The sequence below is a fragment of the Paraburkholderia sp. RL17-347-BIC-D genome (assembly GCF_046027915.1).
In the GTDB taxonomy this organism is placed as follows: domain Bacteria; phylum Pseudomonadota; class Gammaproteobacteria; order Burkholderiales; family Burkholderiaceae; genus Paraburkholderia.
This window is the reverse complement of the sequence record NZ_JARESS010000004.1, coordinates 46,903-63,519: the sequence shown is the minus strand read 5'-3', so window position 1 is coordinate 63,519 and position 16,617 is coordinate 46,903. Positions and strand designations below refer to the sequence as shown.

Sequence of the window (16,617 nt, the reverse complement as noted above, 5' to 3'; positions counted from 1 at the left end):
GTTCACTAAAAGTTCACTTAACTCCAGGCAACCCGTGCCGATAAGCCGAAGGTCGATCGCTACGCCTACCTGCCATGCACCCTCGCTCGCCCTCCCGATCCGCCGCGCCGCGCATCGAGGAGTTGATCGCCCGGCGTGATCTGTCCGCCGTGTTCCAGCCGATCATCGATTTCGAAGACGGTGCGATCCTCGGCTACGAAGGTCTGATCCGCGGCCCGGCCGGCACGTCGCTCGAAGCGCCGTTCGCCCTGTTTTCGCAAGCGCTCGCCGAGGGCTGCACGATCGAGCTCGAACGCGCCGCCGCGCGCACTTGCATCGAAGCGTTCGCGCAGCTCGACTTCGACGGCAAGCTGTTCCTCAATTTCAGCGCGGACGCGATGCGCCAGTTGGCCGAGGCGCGCGACGACACACTCGCGCTGCTGCGTCATCGCGGCGTCGATCCGCAGCGGATCGTGATCGAGTTGACCGAGCAAAGCACGATTCTGGATGTCGGCAGTTTCCTGCCGGTGATCTCGACTCTGCGCACGGCCGGCGCGCAATTCGCGCTCGACGACTACGGCACCGCGAACGCCAGCATGAACTTGTGGGTGCGGCTGCAACCGGACGTCGTGAAGATCGACCGCTTTTTCATTCACGACATTGCCTGCGATCCGCTCAAGTTCGAGGCCGTGCGCGCGATGCAGCACTTCGCCAGCGCAAGCGGCGCGCGGCTGGTCGCAGAGGGCATCGAAAACGAAGCCGATCTGATCGTGGTGCGCGACATGGGGATCGGCTGCGGACAGGGTTTTTTCTTCGGCCGTCCGCACGCGCAGCCGGCTCGCCAGGTGACCGACGACGCCCGCGACGCACTGCGCGCCGGCCACATCGCTGTGTTCCCGGAGACAACACGCGCGGTGAGCAGTGCGTCACCTTCGGGCGGCATGGCGTCAGAAAAGATGCTGGTGCACGCGCCCGCGCTGCCGCGCCACGCGACCAACAACGACGTGCTCGAACTGTTCAACCGCCTGCCCGACCTGCATGCGGTCGCGGTGGTCGAGCAGGACGAGCCGGTCGCGCTGATCAACCGCCGCAGCTTCATGGACCGCTACGCACTGCCGTATCACCGCGAGCTGTTCGGCAAGCGCCCTTGCCTGCTGTTCGCCAATGCGTCGCCAGTCATCATCGAGAAATCGATGACGGTCGAGCAGATGGCCAAGCTCCTCGCGAGCGACGACCAGCGTTATCTCGCCGACGGCTTCGTCATCACCGACAACGGCAAGTATGTCGGCCTCGGCACCGGCGAGAAGCTCGTGCGCGCGGTGACCGAGGTGCGCATCGAAGCCGCGCGCTACGCGAACCCGCTGACCTTCCTGCCGGGCAACATTCCGATCAGCTCGCACATTGCCCGGCTGCTCGGCAACGACGCCGGTTTCTACGCGTGCTACGTCGACCTGAACCACTTCAAGCCGTTCAACGACCAGTACGGCTACTGGCAAGGTGACGAAGTACTGAAATTCGCCGCCGTCGTACTCGCCGACGTGTGCGACCCAACCCGTGACTTCCTCGGCCACGTGGGCGGCGACGACTTCCTGATTCTGTTCCAGAGCGACGACTGGCGCGATCGCGTGCTGCGTGCGATCCACGTGTTCAACGAAGGCGCGCAGCGGTTCTATGCGCCGACCGACCGCCTCGCCGGCGGCATCCACGGTGAGGACCGGCGCGGCAATCCGACCTTCTTCGGTTTCGTGACGATGGCGATCGGCTGCGTGCGCGTCGAGCCCGCCGATGGCCCATCGCTCTATAGCAGCGAGGAAATTGCGTCCGTCGCGGCGCTGGCCAAGCGGCGCGCGAAGCATGAGACAAGCGGTTTCGTGCTGATCGGCGCCGACGAAAGCGTGGCCTTGCTGCGCGGACAGGCCGAAGCCGCTCACGTTTCGCTGGAGTGAACGCGCGTCGTCGAGACTAAGCATCGGACATTGTTTAGCTAATTTTACTAAACAGCATATTCCGGGCCAACTCCAACGCCTACGGGTATTTCCCTGTGTCGTGCAAGTGTTTTTCGGGCGGTTTTAGCGCGGTTTTACTATACAATCGCCCGAACCCAAACACCGTGCGGCCGCCCTTGCGCGTCCGCTTCATTCGATGGCCACAACCATCCGCGACGTCGCCCGCGCGGCCAGCGTGTCGATCGGCACCGTCTCACGCGCATTGAAGAACCAGCCGGGCCTTTCCGAGGCCACCCGCGAGCGCGTCGTCGAAGCGGCGCGCAAGCTCGGCTATGACGCCGCCCAACTGCGCCCGCGCATTCGCCGTCTCACGTTCCTGCTGCACCGTCAGCACAACAATTTCGCCGTCAGCCCGTTCTTTTCGCACGTGCTGCACGGTGTGGAAGACGCCTGCCGCGAACGCGGCATCGTGCCGTCCGTGCTGACCGCCGGCCCCACCGAAGACGTGATCCAGCAGATGCGCCTGCACGCGCCCGACGCGGTGGCAATTGCCGGTTTCGTCGAACCGGAAACGCTAACCACGCTGGTGGCGATGCAGCGCCCACTCGTGCTGATCGACCTGTGGGCGCCCGGCATGCGCTCGGTGAATCTCGACAACGCCGCGGGCGCCACGCTCGCCATGCGGCATCTGTTCGAGCAGCAGCGCAAGCGTGTCGCGTTCATCGGCGGCTCGCTCGCGCACTTCAGCATCGCGCAGCGCGCGCTCGGCTACCGGCGCGCGTTCTTCGAAGCGGGCTTGCTGTTCGACCCGTCGCTGGAAGTGACGATAGATGCCGGCCTCGACCCCGACAGCGGCGCCGCGCGTGCGATGCATCAGTTGCTCGATGCACCGGGCACGCGCCCCGACGCCGTGTTTGCCTATAACGACGCCGCCGCGCTCGCCGCGCTGCGCGCGTGCCTCGCACGCGGACTGCGCGTGCCCGAGGACATTGCCATCATCGGTTTCGACGACATTCCCGCCGCCGCCCATGCCACGCCGCCGCTGTCGACCATTTCGGTCGACAAGGAAGCGCTCGGCCGGCGCGGCGTCGAGCTTCTGCTCGAAGACGCCCCTGCTGAACTGGAAGTCCGTTTGCCCGTCCATCTCATTGCCCGTGCCAGTACTTTGGTGAAAATGCCATGACGCAATCCGATCCGCTTCACCCTGCCAACGGTGCCACCCCGGCGCCGCCCGTCGAGAGCTTCCGCACACGCGACTTTCTGCTCGCGCATGTGGAGGACACGCTGCGCTTTTACGCACCGAACGTGTTCGATCCGAGCGGCGGCTTTTTCCATTTCTTCCGCGACGACGGTTCGGTCTACGACAAAACCACACGGCATCTGGTGAGCAGTTGCCGCTACGTGTTCAACTACGCGATGGCGTATCGCCAGTTCGGCGACCCGCAGCATCTCGAATACGCGCGCCACGGCTTGCAGTTCCTGCGCGAAGCGCATTGGGACGCCCAGCACGAAGGCTACGACTGGGAGCTCGAATGGCACGACGGCAAGAAGCGCACGCTCGACGCGACGCGCCACTGCTACGGCCTCGCGTTCGTGCTGCTCGCCTATTCGCATGCGGCGATGGCCGGCATCGAGGAAGCGAAGCCGATGATCGGCGCGACCTTCGAACTGATGGAACATCGCTTCTGGGACGCCGCCGCGGGCCTCTACGCCGACGAAGCGTCGCCCGAGTGGCGGGTCAGTTCGTACCGTGGGCAAAACGCGAACATGCATACCACGGAGGCCCTGCTCGCCGCGCATGAAGCGACCGGCCATCTCGTCTATCTGGATCGCGCGGAACGGGTGGCGTCGAATATCACGCTGCGTCAGGCGAAGCTGTCGCAGGGTCTGGTGTGGGAGCACTTTCACGCGGACTGGTCGGTCGACTGGCACTATAACGAGGAGGACAGCTCGAACATCTTCCGCCCGTGGGGCTTCCAGCCGGGACACCAGACGGAATGGGCGAAGCTGCTGCTGATTCTCGAGCGCTTCCGTCCATTGCCGTGGCTGCTGCCGCGCGCCATCGAACTGTTCGACGCCGCCATGACGCACGCATGGGACGAAGACCACGGCGGCCTCTATTACGGCTTCGGCCCCGACGGCACCGTGTGCGACCATGACAAGTATTTCTGGGTCCAGGCGGAAACCTTCGCCACGGCAGCGCTGCTCGGCAAGCGCACCGGCAACGAACGCTTCTGGGACTGGTACGACGAGATCTGGCGCTATAGCTGGGCGCATTTCGTCGATCACAAGTATGGTGCGTGGTACCGCATCCTCACGTGCGACAACCGCAAGTACAGCGACGAAAAGAGTCCGGCCGGCAAGACCGACTATCACACCATGGGCGCGTGCTACGAAGTACTGGCCCACGCGCTGCCCGACGGGGCGGCCGCTGCGCCCGAATCCGCGGAGCAAACAAAATGAGCAATCCCAGCGCGAACCACGAATTTCCCTTCTTCGTCTCAGCCGGCGACATCCTCACCGATCTCGTGCGCACCGGCACTTCGCAATGGCTCTCGCGCCCCGGCGGCGCCGGCTGGAACGTGGCGCGCTGCGTGGCGCGGCTCGGTCTGCCGACCGCGTGCGCCGGCTCGCTGGGCGTCGATAACTTCTCCGATGAGTTGTGGAACGCGAGCGTCGCGGCCGGGCTCGACATGCGCTTCATGCAGCGCGTGGAGCAGCCGCCCTTGCTGGCGATCGTGCATCAGACGCATCCGCCCGCGTACTTCTTCATGGGCGAGAACAGCGCCGATCTGGCCTTCGATCCGGCCCGCCTGCCGGCGGGTTGGATCGGTCAGGTGAAGTGGGCGCACTTCGGCTGCATCAGCCTCGTTCGCCAACCCATCGGCAACACGCTCGCCACTTTGGCGGCCGAGTTGCGTTCGCAAGGCGTGAAGATCAGCTTCGATCCGAACTATCGGAATCTGATGGAGCACGGCTACGAACCCACGCTGCGGAAAATGGCCGCGCTCGCCGATCTGATCAAGGTGTCGGACGAGGACTTGCGCCTGCTGTTCAAGACCGACGACGAGGCCGGCGCACTTGCGCAGTTGCGAGCCATGAATCCGGCCGCCACCGTGCTGGTGACGCGCGGACCGGAGACCGCCGTGCTGATCGACGGCGCTATGGTGAGCGAAGCGCGGCCGCCGCGCGTCGAGGTGGTCGATACGGTCGGTGCGGGCGACGCGTCGATCGGCGGCCTGCTATTCAGCCTGATGACTGCGCCGCAGCGGGCGTGGCCGGAGCACCTGGCGTTCGCGCTGGCCGCCGGCGCGGCCGCTTGCCGCCATGCCGGCGCGCACGCGCCGTCGCTCGATGAAGTCGTCGCGCTGCTGTAATTCTGTTGCCTTGTGCGGCGCGCATTGTCACCGGCATGGCGCGCCGCCAGGGCGGAGAACCGAAGCTCCGTCATCGTGCTAGGATGAAAAAACCGAAACCTTTGGAAGACGGAGAGACGCCATGGACGACATCACCTACACCAAAGGCATCTACACGGCCACGGCCTCGACCAGAGAAATAGAAAAAGATACCTGGCAAGGCGTGGTCACCCTCTCGCGCGACGAAGGCGACGCCACGGAAGATCAGGAAACCACGCTCTACGAAGTCGAAGCCACTTCGTCGACGCCGGAAGAAGCGCTCGAGGAAGCCAAAGCGCTCGCTCACCGCATCCTTGGGGAAATCGAACTCTAGGTAGAAAACCGGCGCCGCGCGTTTGCGTTCGCGTTGCGCCACCCTGAACCAACCGGCCGGAGGCGGTCATGGCTGAACAGCTCTTCCTCTACGGCGTGTATTCGATTCACGTCCGCCCACTCGAACTCAACGGTGCGCGCTGGGACGCGGAATACGAAATCCGCCATCGCGAGAAAGCCGTCAAATCGTGGACGACGGTGGGCGGCGACAACGGCTACGGCGACGAAACCGAAGCTGTCGCGGCAGCTCATCAGCAAGCCGTCGATGATATCGAACACGGCGCTGGCATTCCCAAGCCGCGAGCCTTCCCGTAAGTCCGAAGCGCGCGTACGCTGTGGCGCGCGTGCGTGATTGCGTGATTGCTTCAGTGCGCGGTACAAGCGCACCGTGAGGCCGTGTTGATATGCCTCGCTGAAACGCCGTGCATGCACGGCGAGCACACGGCAGCGGCGCGCTTTCACGCGCCCGCGCACCACGCCGAAAATCACCTTCCGCGGACGAAGCGGCGTGCTACGCTTTGGCCGTTTTCATTTCCACGAGCCTGCGATGGTGACTGAACCGTCAGACCGTCCTTCCGGCTTCGGCGACGCCGAAGCACGCGCACCGGCGCGCCGCTCGCGCGGCAGCCGCGAGTTGCGTCTGGACGATCGCGTGATCATCGCGCACGGCATGCCGACGCCGCTCTGGCAGGATCTCTATCACCGCGCTCTGGTGGTTCGGTGGCCGACGTTTTTCGTCTCGCTCGCAGTCCTGTTCGTGTTGCTCAACACGACGTTCGCCGAGCTCTATATGCTCGGCAATGCGCCGATCGCCAACCAGTTTCCAGCCGGTTTCGGCGGCGCGTTTTTCTTCAGCGTCGAAACGCTCGCGACGGTCGGATACGGCGACATGCATCCGCAAACCGTCTACGCGCACTGGATCGCCACGCTGGAAATTTTCGTCGGCATGTCCGGCATCGCGTTGGCGACGGGGCTGATCTTCGCGCGCTTTTCGCGCCCGCACGCCAAAATCATGTTCACGCGTTACGCGGTGATCCGGCCGCTCGACGGCCGCATGACGCTGATGGTGCGCTCGGCCAACGCGCGTCAGAACGTGATCGCCGAGGCCCGCGCAAGGCTGCGCATTCTGCGCCAGGAAACCACGGCCGAAGGTTATACGCTGCGCAAACTGTACGACCTCACGCTGGTGCGCGATCAACACCCGGTGTTCAAACTGGGCTGGACGGTGATGCACATCGTCGACGAAAACAGCCCGCTGTTCGGCGAAACCGCCGAAACGCTCAAGCGCCTCGACACCTCATTGATTCTCACCCTGGAAGGCGTCGACGAATCGACTTCGCAAACCATGCAGGCGCGCCATATGTGGTCGTGCGATCAGATCTACTGGCATCACCGTTTCGTGGACATCATGAGCGAGCGAGACGGCGTGAGTCATATCGATTACGCGCTGTTCGACGAAATCGTGCCGCTCGACGATACGACCCTCGCGGCCGCCAAGGCAACGGCGCCGGCACCGTAAGCCGTTCGAAAAACGCACCAGGGCATACCCGAATCCGGCCGTTGCGTGGGAGATCCATCTCAAAACGCCACTAAAACGCGTGGCTCGTCGCGCCTATTCGCGAGCGGCCGGTCAAAGTAGAAAAAATTCTCTCCCATTGCCGCTAAAAAATAGAGTCTCTTTCGCTGCGCCACCTTCGTGGTCCCCACCACTGCGCGCGGATGCAAAACAGGAGACTCACCCATGACCGCTCGCCTGCCCATCGACGGCACGCCCGCACTGGCCGATTACAAGCTTTCCGACAACCTCACCGCGACGCGCGGCCGAATCTTCCTGACCGGCACTCAGGCGCTGGTGCGCCTCGCGCTCATGCAGCGCGCCGCCGATAAGGCGCGCGGCATGAACACCGCCGGCTTCATCAGCGGCTATCGCGGCTCGCCGCTCGGCATGGTCGATCAGCAGTTGTGGAAAGCGCAAAAACTGCTCACGGCGAGTGATATTCGCTTCTTGCCCGCCATCAACGAAGAACTCGGCGGCACCGCCGTGCTCGGCACGCAGCGGGTGGAATCGGACCCGGAGCGCACCGTCGAAGGCGTGTTCGCGATGTGGTACGGCAAAGGCCCGGGCGTGGACCGCGCCGGCGACGCGCTCAAGCACGGCAACGCCTACGGGTCGTCGCCGCACGGCGGCGTGCTGGTGGTGGCGGGCGACGACCACGGCTGCGTGTCGTCGTCGATGCCGCATCAGAGCGACTTCGCGATGATGGCGTGGCACATGCCGGTCGTGAATCCGTCGAACATCGCCGACATGCTCGAGTTCGGCTTGTACGGCTGGGAGTTGTCGCGCTTCTCGGGCGCGTGGGTCGGCTACAAGGCGATCTCCGAAACGGTCGAATCGGGCTCGACGGTCGATCTCGACGCGCTGCGCACAGACTGGGCCGCGCCGCGGGATTTCGAAGCACCGGCAGGCGGCCTGCACAACCGCTGGCCCGATCTGCCCAGCCTGACGATCGAATCGCGGATGCACGCGAAGCTCGACGCGGTGCGCCACTTCGCGCGCGTGAACAGCATCGACAAATGGATCGCGCCGAGCCCGCATGCGAACGTGGGGATCGTGACCTGCGGCAAGGCGCATCTGGACCTGATGGAAACGCTGCGCCGCCTCGATCTGACGGTCGCCGATCTGGAAGCGGCCGGCGTACGGATCTACAAGGTCGGCCTGTCGTTTCCGCTGGAGATGACGCGTATCGACGCGTTCGTCTCCGGCTTGTCCGAAGTGCTGGTGATCGAAGAGAAAGGCCCGGTCATCGAACAGCAGATCAAGGACTATCTGTACAACCGCACGCAAGGCACGCGGCCGATCGTCGTCGGCAAGAACGCCGAAGACGGCACGCTGCTGCTGTCGTCGCTCGGCGAATTGCGGCCGTCGCGCATTCTGCCGGTGTTCGCCAACTGGCTCGCGAAGCACAAGCCCGCACTCGATCGCCGCGAACGCGTCGTCGATCTGGTCGCGCCGCAAATTCTCTCGAACGCTGCGGACAGCGTGAAACGCACGCCGTACTTCTGCTCGGGTTGCCCGCACAACACCTCGACCAAGGTGCCGGAAGGATCGATCGCGCATGCGGGCATCGGCTGTCACTTCATGGCGTCGTGGATGGAACGCGACACGACTGGTCTCATCCAGATGGGCGGTGAAGGCGTCGACTGGGCGTCCCATTCGATGTTCACGAAAACGCGCCACGTGTTCCAGAATCTCGGCGACGGCACCTACTTCCACTCGGGCATTCTGGCGATCCGCCAGGCCGTAGCCGCGAAAGCCACCATCACGTACAAGATTCTCTATAACGACGCCGTCGCGATGACGGGCGGCCAGCCGGTGGACGGCAGCATCTCGGTGCCGCAGATCGCGCGTCAGGTGGAAGCCGAAGGCGTGTCGCGCTTCGTCGTGGTCAGCGACGAGCCGGAGAAATACGACGGCCATCACGATCAGTTTCCGAAGGGCACCACGTTTCACCATCGCAGCGAGATGGACACCGTGCAGCGTCAATTGCGCGACACCGATGGCGTGACCGTGCTGATCTACGACCAGACCTGCGCGGCGGAAAAACGCCGGCGCCGGAAAAAAGGCGAATTCCCCGATCCGGACAAGCGCCTCTTCATCAACGAGGAAGTCTGCGAAGGTTGCGGCGATTGCGGCGTGCAGTCGAATTGCCTATCCGTGGAACCGGTTGAAACGGCATTGGGCCGCAAGCGTCGCATCGATCAATCGTCGTGCAACAAAGACTACTCGTGCGTGAACGGCTTCTGCCCGAGCTTCGTCACGGTGGAAGGCGGCAAGCTGAAGAAAGCCGCGGGCGCCGCATTCGATCCGCAAGCGCTAGCTGCGCGCGTCGACGCGTTGCCGATTCCTGCGACGCATCTCGATGCCGCGCCGTACGACATTCTGGTCACGGGTGTCGGCGGCACGGGCGTCGTGACGGTCGGCGCATTGATCAGCATGGCCGCGCATCTGGAAGGCAAGAGCGCGTCGGTGCTCGACTTCATGGGCTTCGCGCAAAAGGGCGGCTCGGTGCTGTCGTTCGTACGCTTCGCCGCGCGCGACGAGTGGCTCAATCAGGTACGCATCGACACGCAACAGGCTGACGTGCTGCTCGCCTGCGATATGGTGGTGGGCGCAAGCGCCGATGCGCTGCAAACGGTGCGTCATGGCCGCACGCGCATTGTCGTGAATACGCATGCGATTCCAAACGCCACGTTCGTGACGAATCCGGACGCAACGCTGCACGCCGACGCGCTGCTCGACAAGATGCGTCACGCGGCCGGCCCGGAGCGTATGTCGACGTGCGACGCGCAGGCGCTCGCGACGCGGTTTCTCGGCGACACCATCGGCGCGAACATTCTGATGCTCGGTTATGCCTGGCAACTGGGTCTCGTGCCCGTGTCGTTCGGCGCGATGATGCGCGCGATCGAATTGAACAACGTCGCGGTGCAGATGAATCAGTTGGCGTTTTCGATCGGGCGCCTCGCCGCCGAAGATCCAGCCGCGCTCGAATCGCTGTGGCAAGCGCGGCATCTGGCGAAGCAAAGCGTGCGCGTCGATACGCTCGACGAACTGATCGCGCATCGCGAAGGCCGTCTGCAGACTTACGGCGGCGCGAGCTATGTGAAGCGTTATCGCGCGCTGGTCGACGCCGCACGCCGCGCGGAATTCGCAGTGGACGCGAAGAGCGAACGCTTGACGCGCGCGGTGGCGACCACGTTCTATCGTTTGCTTGCGGTGAAGGACGAATACGAAGTGGCGCGTCTGCACACGGATGCTGCATTCCGTGAGGCGCTGGAAGCGCAATTCGAAGGCGTGGCCGGCAAGGATTTCGGCATCAAGTTCAATCTCGCGCCGCCGACGCTCACGCGTCCTGAACCCGGCAAGAATCCAACCAAGAAAACCTTCGGTCAGTGGATGTGGCCGGTGCTCGGCACGCTGGCAAAATTCAGCAGTCTGCGCGGCACGATGCTCGATCCGTTTGGCCGCACGCTGGAACGCAAGATGGAACGCGAACTCGCGGGCGATTACGAAACCACGTTGCAGCGTGCGCTCGCCAAGCTCGATGCCGGCAATCTGGAAGACGTGGCGAAGCTGGCCGACCTGCACGCTCGTGTGCGCGGTTATGGTCACGTGAAACTCGCGAATCTGGCGGGCGTGAAGCGTGGTGAGCGCGATCTGGCCGCACGTTTGCAGATCGATGCGGCGACGGGTGAGTCCGTGCGGAAATCGCTGGAAGAGGTGAAGGGCGCGGGGCAGTTGCGCGGGATTCCGGTGGTCGTAGCGAAGTAGTTTTTCTTGGGCACGTAGACGCAGATGAAGAAATGCCGTTTCGAGAGCGATCTCGACGCGGCATTTTTCTTTGCTTCGTTGGTTCAACTACTTGGTCATGCGTTCAGCAGTGCTCTGACCTTGGCAACTTTGTCTGCATCGACCGGCGCGAGGCCGTTGCTGTTCACGCGAACGCCTGAACCAAAATGCACCGCTTCAACTTGCGTCCTGCTCACAAAACCGGCGATGGCGTCGACTGTCAAACCCGCGCCGGCCAGCACTGTGCACTGCGAACCGGCCGCTTGCTGCACCAGCTCGCGAATGGTGGCCTCCGCGTGCAGCACTGAAGGTTGTCCACCCGAGGTCAGCACATTCGTCACGGCCTCGAAACCGAGCAGTACATCGAGCGATTGGCGCAAATCACGCGCTTCATCGAACGCACGATGGAAGGTGACAGCCAGTCCATCCGCCGCATCGATCGCACGCGCGAGGCCTTCGCGGTCGATCTCGCCAGCGGCGTTCAGCATGCCGATCACCACGCCATTCGCGCCCGTCGCTTTCACGGCCCGCACGTCGCGCAGCATCACTGCATAGTCGTCGGCGTCGTAGACGAACGAACGGCTGTGCGGCCGCACGATCACGTTCACGGGAATCTCGACCGCCGCCACCACCGCTTCGATCAAGCCGAGGCTCGGCGTCAGGCCGCCCTCGCCCATCGCGGTGACAAGTTCCAGACGGTCAGCACCGGCTTGCGCGGCGAGGCGCGCGTCGGCAACAGTTGTGGCAATGACTTCGAGGAGGACGGACATAAGCGCGGGAGAGTGTCGTTAAATATCGTTGAAAACGACATGATCTCAGAACTGCTCTTCGTCCACCCAGTCGATATCGCCGCACAGCACGCAGGTCTGCTCGCCGACACGGGTCGCCACCGAAAGCGTCACGCACGGCAACGCCTCGTTGATCGACAGATACGGCCGCGTCACATGCACACGCTCCGGCGCATTGATCGCATCGCGGAAATACGGACGACGCAGCCAGTTCGCCCCTTGCGCATCAGCGAGCGGCAGAAAGCGCGTTTCATGCGCCGCGCGATCGGCGCGCAGCACGACGTTGCGGCCCGCCTGCTTGCCCTTCGCGTCGAGCAGGAAGCAGCGCGCGGCATGGTCGAGCGCGAGAAAATTCCAGCACACTTCCTCGAGCGGTTCGCCTGCCGCGAGCCGTTCCGCCGCCCGCTCGAAAGCCCGCAAGTACGGCGCGATCCGGCTGGCATTGCGGCGCTCGCGCGCGTCGGCCTGATCGCGATAACGCTCGGTGAGTTCGCTGATGCACGTCGTCGCGTGCAACGCATCGGCCGCGCCCGGGTTCGGACGGCCGAAAAAAAAGCCCTGCACGAAGTCCGCATTGCAGGCGAGCGCCATCTGCGCCTCATGCTCGGTTTCCACGCCTTCGACCAGCACCAGCTTGCCCGCTTCGTGCAGCAGCGCCACGAGGCCCGGCAGAATCGTCGCCATGTCGGCGCGATGCGCGGCGTGCGACAGCATGATGCGATCGAGCTTCACGATGTCGGGGTTCAATTGCCAGATCCGTTCGACGTTCGAGTGTCCCGCGCCGAAATCGTCGAGCGCGATCAGGAAGCCGCGCTCGCGGAACTGACGCACGGCGTCGGCGAGACGTTCCAGATCTTCGGCGCGATGCTCGAGCACTTCGAGCACGATGCGCCGCGGCGGCAAATCGAGCCGCTTCAGCGTGGCCAGCAAGGCAGCGGCGAGATACGGATCGGTGAGCGCACCGGGATGCACGTTCAGGAACAGCCACTCGCGCTCGGCGCCGAGCACCTTGAAATTTTCCAGATGCAGGGTCTGGGCCAGTTTGTCGACCTGCAGCACATCGCCGAGGCGCGCGGCCTCGCCGAATACGTCGAGCGGCGACACGGGCCGGTCGAGCGCATCGTGCGCGCGCAGCAGCCCTTCGTAACCGACCGCCCGCATATGCGACAGGCTGAAAATCGGTTGAAACACGCTGCTCAGCGTGAGTTCGCCATGCTGCACCGTGAAACGTTCGAGCCCCGACGTCATCTCGACACCGAAGCCATGTGGCGCGCTGGCCGTCCTTTCCTGTTGCGCAATCGTCATGCAGTCCTCTCACGCGAGAGCCGGGCCGGTCGGAACGCGGAAGCGAACAACTTCGGCGCCGTTTCTCAAATGTGCGTCATCGATATACCTTAAGCAAGCTCCATGCGCACGCTGACGCACATTCCGATGAAATTTGTCCGAAAGATTGCACCCGTGTAAGGGAGCATGCGCCGCGTGTGGGCGTGACTCGCACCGTTAAGGTGCGCCGGGTCTCGAAGACACGCCCGCGCCGGGCCAGCGGCGCTCCATGTCGGTCTGGGCGTGACGCAACACGTCGTCGGGCTAAACTTCGGCCTTACGCTTCGTCAGCATCGCGTGGCCGCATCGTCGAAGATCACCGAAGTAACACCGTTATATCCCCAGAAATAGACCGATGGACATTGTCTTTACCGTATTGATTCTTTTGCTCGCCGTCGCCGCGTCGGGCGTCGTCATCCGCATCCTGCCGATCGCGTTGCCGCTGCCGCTCGTGCAGATCGTGATCGGCGCGTTGCTCGCATGGCCCAGGCTCGGGCTGCACGTCACGTTCGATCCGGACATTTTCATGATGCTGTTCATTCCGCCGCTGCTGTTCGCGGACGGATGGCGCATTCCCAAGCGCGAGTTCTTCATGGCGCGACGCTCGATCCTGATGCTCGCGCTCGGCCTCGTCTTCATGACGGTGCTGGTGGTCGGTTATTTCGTGCATGCGCTGGTGCCGTCGATCTCGCTGCCAGTTGCATTCGCGCTCGCTGCAGTGTTGTCGCCGACGGATGCGGTGGCGCTGTCCGGCATCGCCGGCAAGGGCAAGATTCCGGGGCGGCTCATGCATATCCTCGAAGGCGAGGCGTTGATGAACGACGCGTCGGGACTGGTCGCGTTGAAGTTCGCGATTGCCGCGGCGCTGACCGGCGTGTTTTCGTTGCGCGACGCGTCGATCAGTTTCGTGATCATCGCCGTGGGCGGCCTCGCGACGGGCGCTGCAGTGAGCTGGGTGTTCGGCTTTGTGTCGGCCCACTTTCTGAATCTCACCGAAGAAGGCGACCCGGCGCCCGGCGTCGTGATGACTCTGCTGATTCCATTCGCCGCTTACCTGGTCGCCGAGCGTTTCGAGTTGTCGGGCATTCTGGCCGCAGTCGCCGCCGGCATGATGATGAACTACACGACCATTGTGACCGCCGGGCCGGCGTCGTCGCGAGTGCGCGCCAGCAGCACGTGGACGATGATCGAGTTTGTCTTCAACGGCATGGTGTTCATTCTGCTGGGGCTGCAGTTTCCGCACATTCTCGGCCGGGCACTGCTCGACGCGCACGAGACCAGTAACGCGCAGGTCTGGCGGCTGGTCGGCTACGTCGCCGCAGTGGCGGGCGCCCTGTACGCAATGCGCTTCGTGTGGGTGTGGCTACTGCGCTATTTCGCGAGCCGCAGCGCCGCGAAGCAAGGCGTGGCGAATGCCGTTCCGGGCTTGCGCACCGCCGCAGTGACGACGGTGGCCGGTGTGCGCGGGGCCGTGACGCTCGCGGGCGTGCTGTCGTTGCCAGAGGTGTTGCCGGGTGGCGCCGCGTTGCCGGGCCGCGATCTCGCGATCTTCATCGCATCCGGCGTGATCCTGGTCTCGCTGATCGTGGCGGTGGTGGCGTTGCCACTGTTGCTGAGCGGCTGGCGCCGCGGCAAGGATCCGCATGCGGCCGAGGAGGCGCTCGCACGGACCATGGCCGCGCAAGCCGCGATTCGCGCTGTCGACGAGGTGCACGACAGGGAGTGCGCGAATCTCGATGAGTCGGCTTCGGCGTATGCGGCGGATGTCACCGCACGAGTGATGGACCTCTATCAGCGCCGCCTCGCCACGCTCGATGAAGAACGCGAACCGCGCGAACTGGCGCGCCGCGCCGATGCGCTGGAGTTCAGGATGAAACTCGCGGCCATGAGAGCCGAGCGCAAGACGCTGCTTGAACTGCGCAGCAGTCAGGAGATCAACGACGAGACGTTGAACAAGCTGATGCGCGAAGTGGATTTGTCGGAGACTGCGCTGACGGCGCGAAGGAAGTAACGGGCGCTCGCACTGAGTAGTTGCGATTCCAGCGGCGAGGGCTTTTTCTTCGATCGAAACAACGTGCGTAAGAGAAAAGCCTGCGCCGCCGACGAACCTGTGGAAACGAGTAGTTCAGTGCGCGAGAAAAATCACGCCACCGGACCTTGCGCCGGTTTCCTTCTCAGGAGAGCGTAGAGAATGATCGCGCCGAAGGTCGCGGTGCCGATACCGCCCAGACCGAAGCCGCCGAGCTTCAGCGAGAAATCGCCGGCGCCGAGTACGAGCGTGACCGCGGCCACGATGAGATTGCGGTTGTCGGAGAAGTCCACCTTGTTGACGACCCAGATGCGCGCGCCGGTCACGGCGATCAGGCCGAACACGACGATCGACACGCCGCCCAGCACCGGACCCGGAATAGTCTGGATCACCGCGCCGAACTTCGGCGAAAAACCCAGCACCAGCGCGATCAACGCGGCGATCACGAACACCAGCGTCGAATAGATCTTGGTGACGGCCATCACGCCGATGTTCTCGGCATACGTCGTGACACCGGTGCCGCCGGCGAAGCCCGACACGATCGTCGCGAGTCCGTCACCGAGAAATGCACGGCCGACGTAGCGGTCCAGATTTTGGCCCGTCATCGCGCTCACCGCCTTGATATGCCCGAGGTTCTCCGCCACCAGAATCACCGCGATCGGCGCGAGCAAGGTCATCGCCTGCATGTTGAACACCGGCGCCGTGAAATGCGGCATGCCGAACCACGCGGCATTCGCGACGATGGCGAAATCGATCGGCTTGCCCATGCCGAGACCGTTGGTGACGATCGCGTAAATCACGTACGCCATCAGCAGGCCAACCAGAATCAGCAGACGCTGCAGCATGCCGCGCGCGAACACCGCGACCGCGCCCACACACAACACGGTGACGAGCGCCATCCACGAATCGAAGTTGCTGCCGCTCACGCCACGCACCGCGATCGGCGCCAGATTCAAACCGATCACGCAGACAATCGCGCCCGTCACCACCGGCGGCATCAGCGTCTCGATCCATGTCGTGCCGACCGCCGACACGATCAGGCCGATGAGCGCGTACACCACCCCGCACGCGATGATCCCGCCCAGCGCGACCGGAATGTTCATGTTCGGGCCGTGGCCGCCGTACCCCGTGACCGCGATCACGAGCCCGATGAACGCGAAGCTCGAGCCGAGATAGCTCGGCACGCGGCCGCCCACCAGCACGAAGAACAACAACGTGCCGATGCCCGACATGAAGATGCACAGGTTCGGATCGAAGCCCATCAGCAACGGCGCGAGCACCGTCGAGCCGAACATCGCGACCACGTGTTGCACGCCCATCGCGAACATCTGCGGCCACGCGAGCCGCTCGTCGGTGCCGACGATGCGGCCCTCGGCAGCCGCGGACTGGGCGCGCCAGCGGGGGAAGTAGGAATCGGCCATGGCGGGGGTTCTCCTCTGTTCGGCGCTATTTATGGTGGCGCGGCGCCAGCACAAAG

The 16,617-nt window shown here is 64.1% G+C and carries 12 protein-coding genes; 9 read left to right on the top strand and 3 right to left on the bottom strand.

The window, feature by feature from the left end:
* Window positions 1-74 precede the first annotated feature (74 nt).
* The 8 genes from P0D96_RS07570 (at window position 75) to P0D96_RS07535 (ending at window position 10,982) form a co-directional block, all read left to right on the top strand.
* Entirely contained in the window at window positions 75-1,925 is a 1,851-nt protein-coding gene (locus P0D96_RS07570) for an EAL domain-containing protein (protein ID WP_408312762.1), read from the top strand.
* 196 nt (window positions 1,926-2,121) lie between these two features.
* Entirely contained in the window at window positions 2,122-3,108 is a 987-nt protein-coding gene (locus P0D96_RS07565; protein WP_408180443.1) for a LacI family DNA-binding transcriptional regulator, read from the top strand.
* The gene (locus P0D96_RS07560; RefSeq protein WP_408180442.1) at window positions 3,105-4,388 is read left to right on the top strand and encodes an AGE family epimerase/isomerase; all 1,284 of its coding nucleotides are present in this window, start codon (window positions 3,105-3,107) and stop codon (window positions 4,386-4,388) included. Before P0D96_RS07565 ends, P0D96_RS07560 begins: the two co-directional genes overlap by 4 nt.
* Entirely contained in the window at window positions 4,385-5,302 is a 918-nt protein-coding gene (locus P0D96_RS07555) for a carbohydrate kinase family protein (protein WP_132376292.1), read from the top strand. Before P0D96_RS07560 ends, P0D96_RS07555 begins: the two co-directional genes overlap by 4 nt.
* Before the next feature lie 121 nt (window positions 5,303-5,423).
* A complete protein-coding gene (locus P0D96_RS07550) occupies window positions 5,424-5,654 on the top strand; it encodes a hypothetical protein (protein WP_132376293.1) in 231 nt (76 codons plus the stop codon).
* Window positions 5,655-5,722: 68 nt separating this feature from the next.
* Window positions 5,723-5,968, top strand: coding sequence for a hypothetical protein (locus P0D96_RS07545; RefSeq protein ID WP_012431489.1), 246 nt, complete (start codon window positions 5,723-5,725; stop codon window positions 5,966-5,968).
* Between the two features lie 232 nt (window positions 5,969-6,200).
* Window positions 6,201-7,172 carry an ion channel gene (locus P0D96_RS07540; RefSeq protein WP_408180440.1) on the top strand — a complete coding sequence of 324 codons (972 nt, stop codon included), beginning with the start codon at window positions 6,201-6,203 and terminating at the stop codon, window positions 7,170-7,172.
* A gap of 222 nt (window positions 7,173-7,394) precedes the next feature.
* The gene (locus P0D96_RS07535) at window positions 7,395-10,982 is read left to right on the top strand and encodes an indolepyruvate ferredoxin oxidoreductase family protein (RefSeq protein WP_408312759.1); all 3,588 of its coding nucleotides are present in this window, start codon (window positions 7,395-7,397) and stop codon (window positions 10,980-10,982) included.
* A 95-nt stretch (window positions 10,983-11,077) separates the two neighbouring features.
* Here P0D96_RS07535 and P0D96_RS07530 read toward each other — a convergent pair whose 3' ends face one another.
* Window positions 11,078-11,770, bottom strand: a complete 693-nt coding sequence (locus P0D96_RS07530; RefSeq protein WP_408312756.1) for a copper homeostasis protein CutC — start codon at window positions 11,768-11,770, stop codon at window positions 11,078-11,080.
* A 45-nt stretch (window positions 11,771-11,815) separates the two neighbouring features.
* On the bottom strand, window positions 11,816-13,093 hold the full coding sequence (locus P0D96_RS07525; protein ID WP_132376297.1) for a sensor domain-containing phosphodiesterase: 1,278 nt from the start codon (window positions 13,091-13,093) through the stop codon (window positions 11,816-11,818).
* 373 nt (window positions 13,094-13,466) lie between these two features.
* On the opposite strand from P0D96_RS07525, the gene P0D96_RS07520 reads away from it, so the two are divergent.
* Window positions 13,467-15,122 carry a Na+/H+ antiporter gene (locus P0D96_RS07520; protein WP_408312753.1) on the top strand — a complete coding sequence of 552 codons (1,656 nt, stop codon included), beginning with the start codon at window positions 13,467-13,469 and terminating at the stop codon, window positions 15,120-15,122.
* Between the two features lie 131 nt (window positions 15,123-15,253).
* On the opposite strand, the gene P0D96_RS07515 is transcribed toward P0D96_RS07520, so the two are convergent.
* Window positions 15,254-16,561, bottom strand: coding sequence for a solute carrier family 23 protein (locus tag P0D96_RS07515; RefSeq protein ID WP_408312750.1), 1,308 nt, complete (start codon window positions 16,559-16,561; stop codon window positions 15,254-15,256).
* Between the last annotated feature and the right edge of the window lie 56 nt (window positions 16,562-16,617).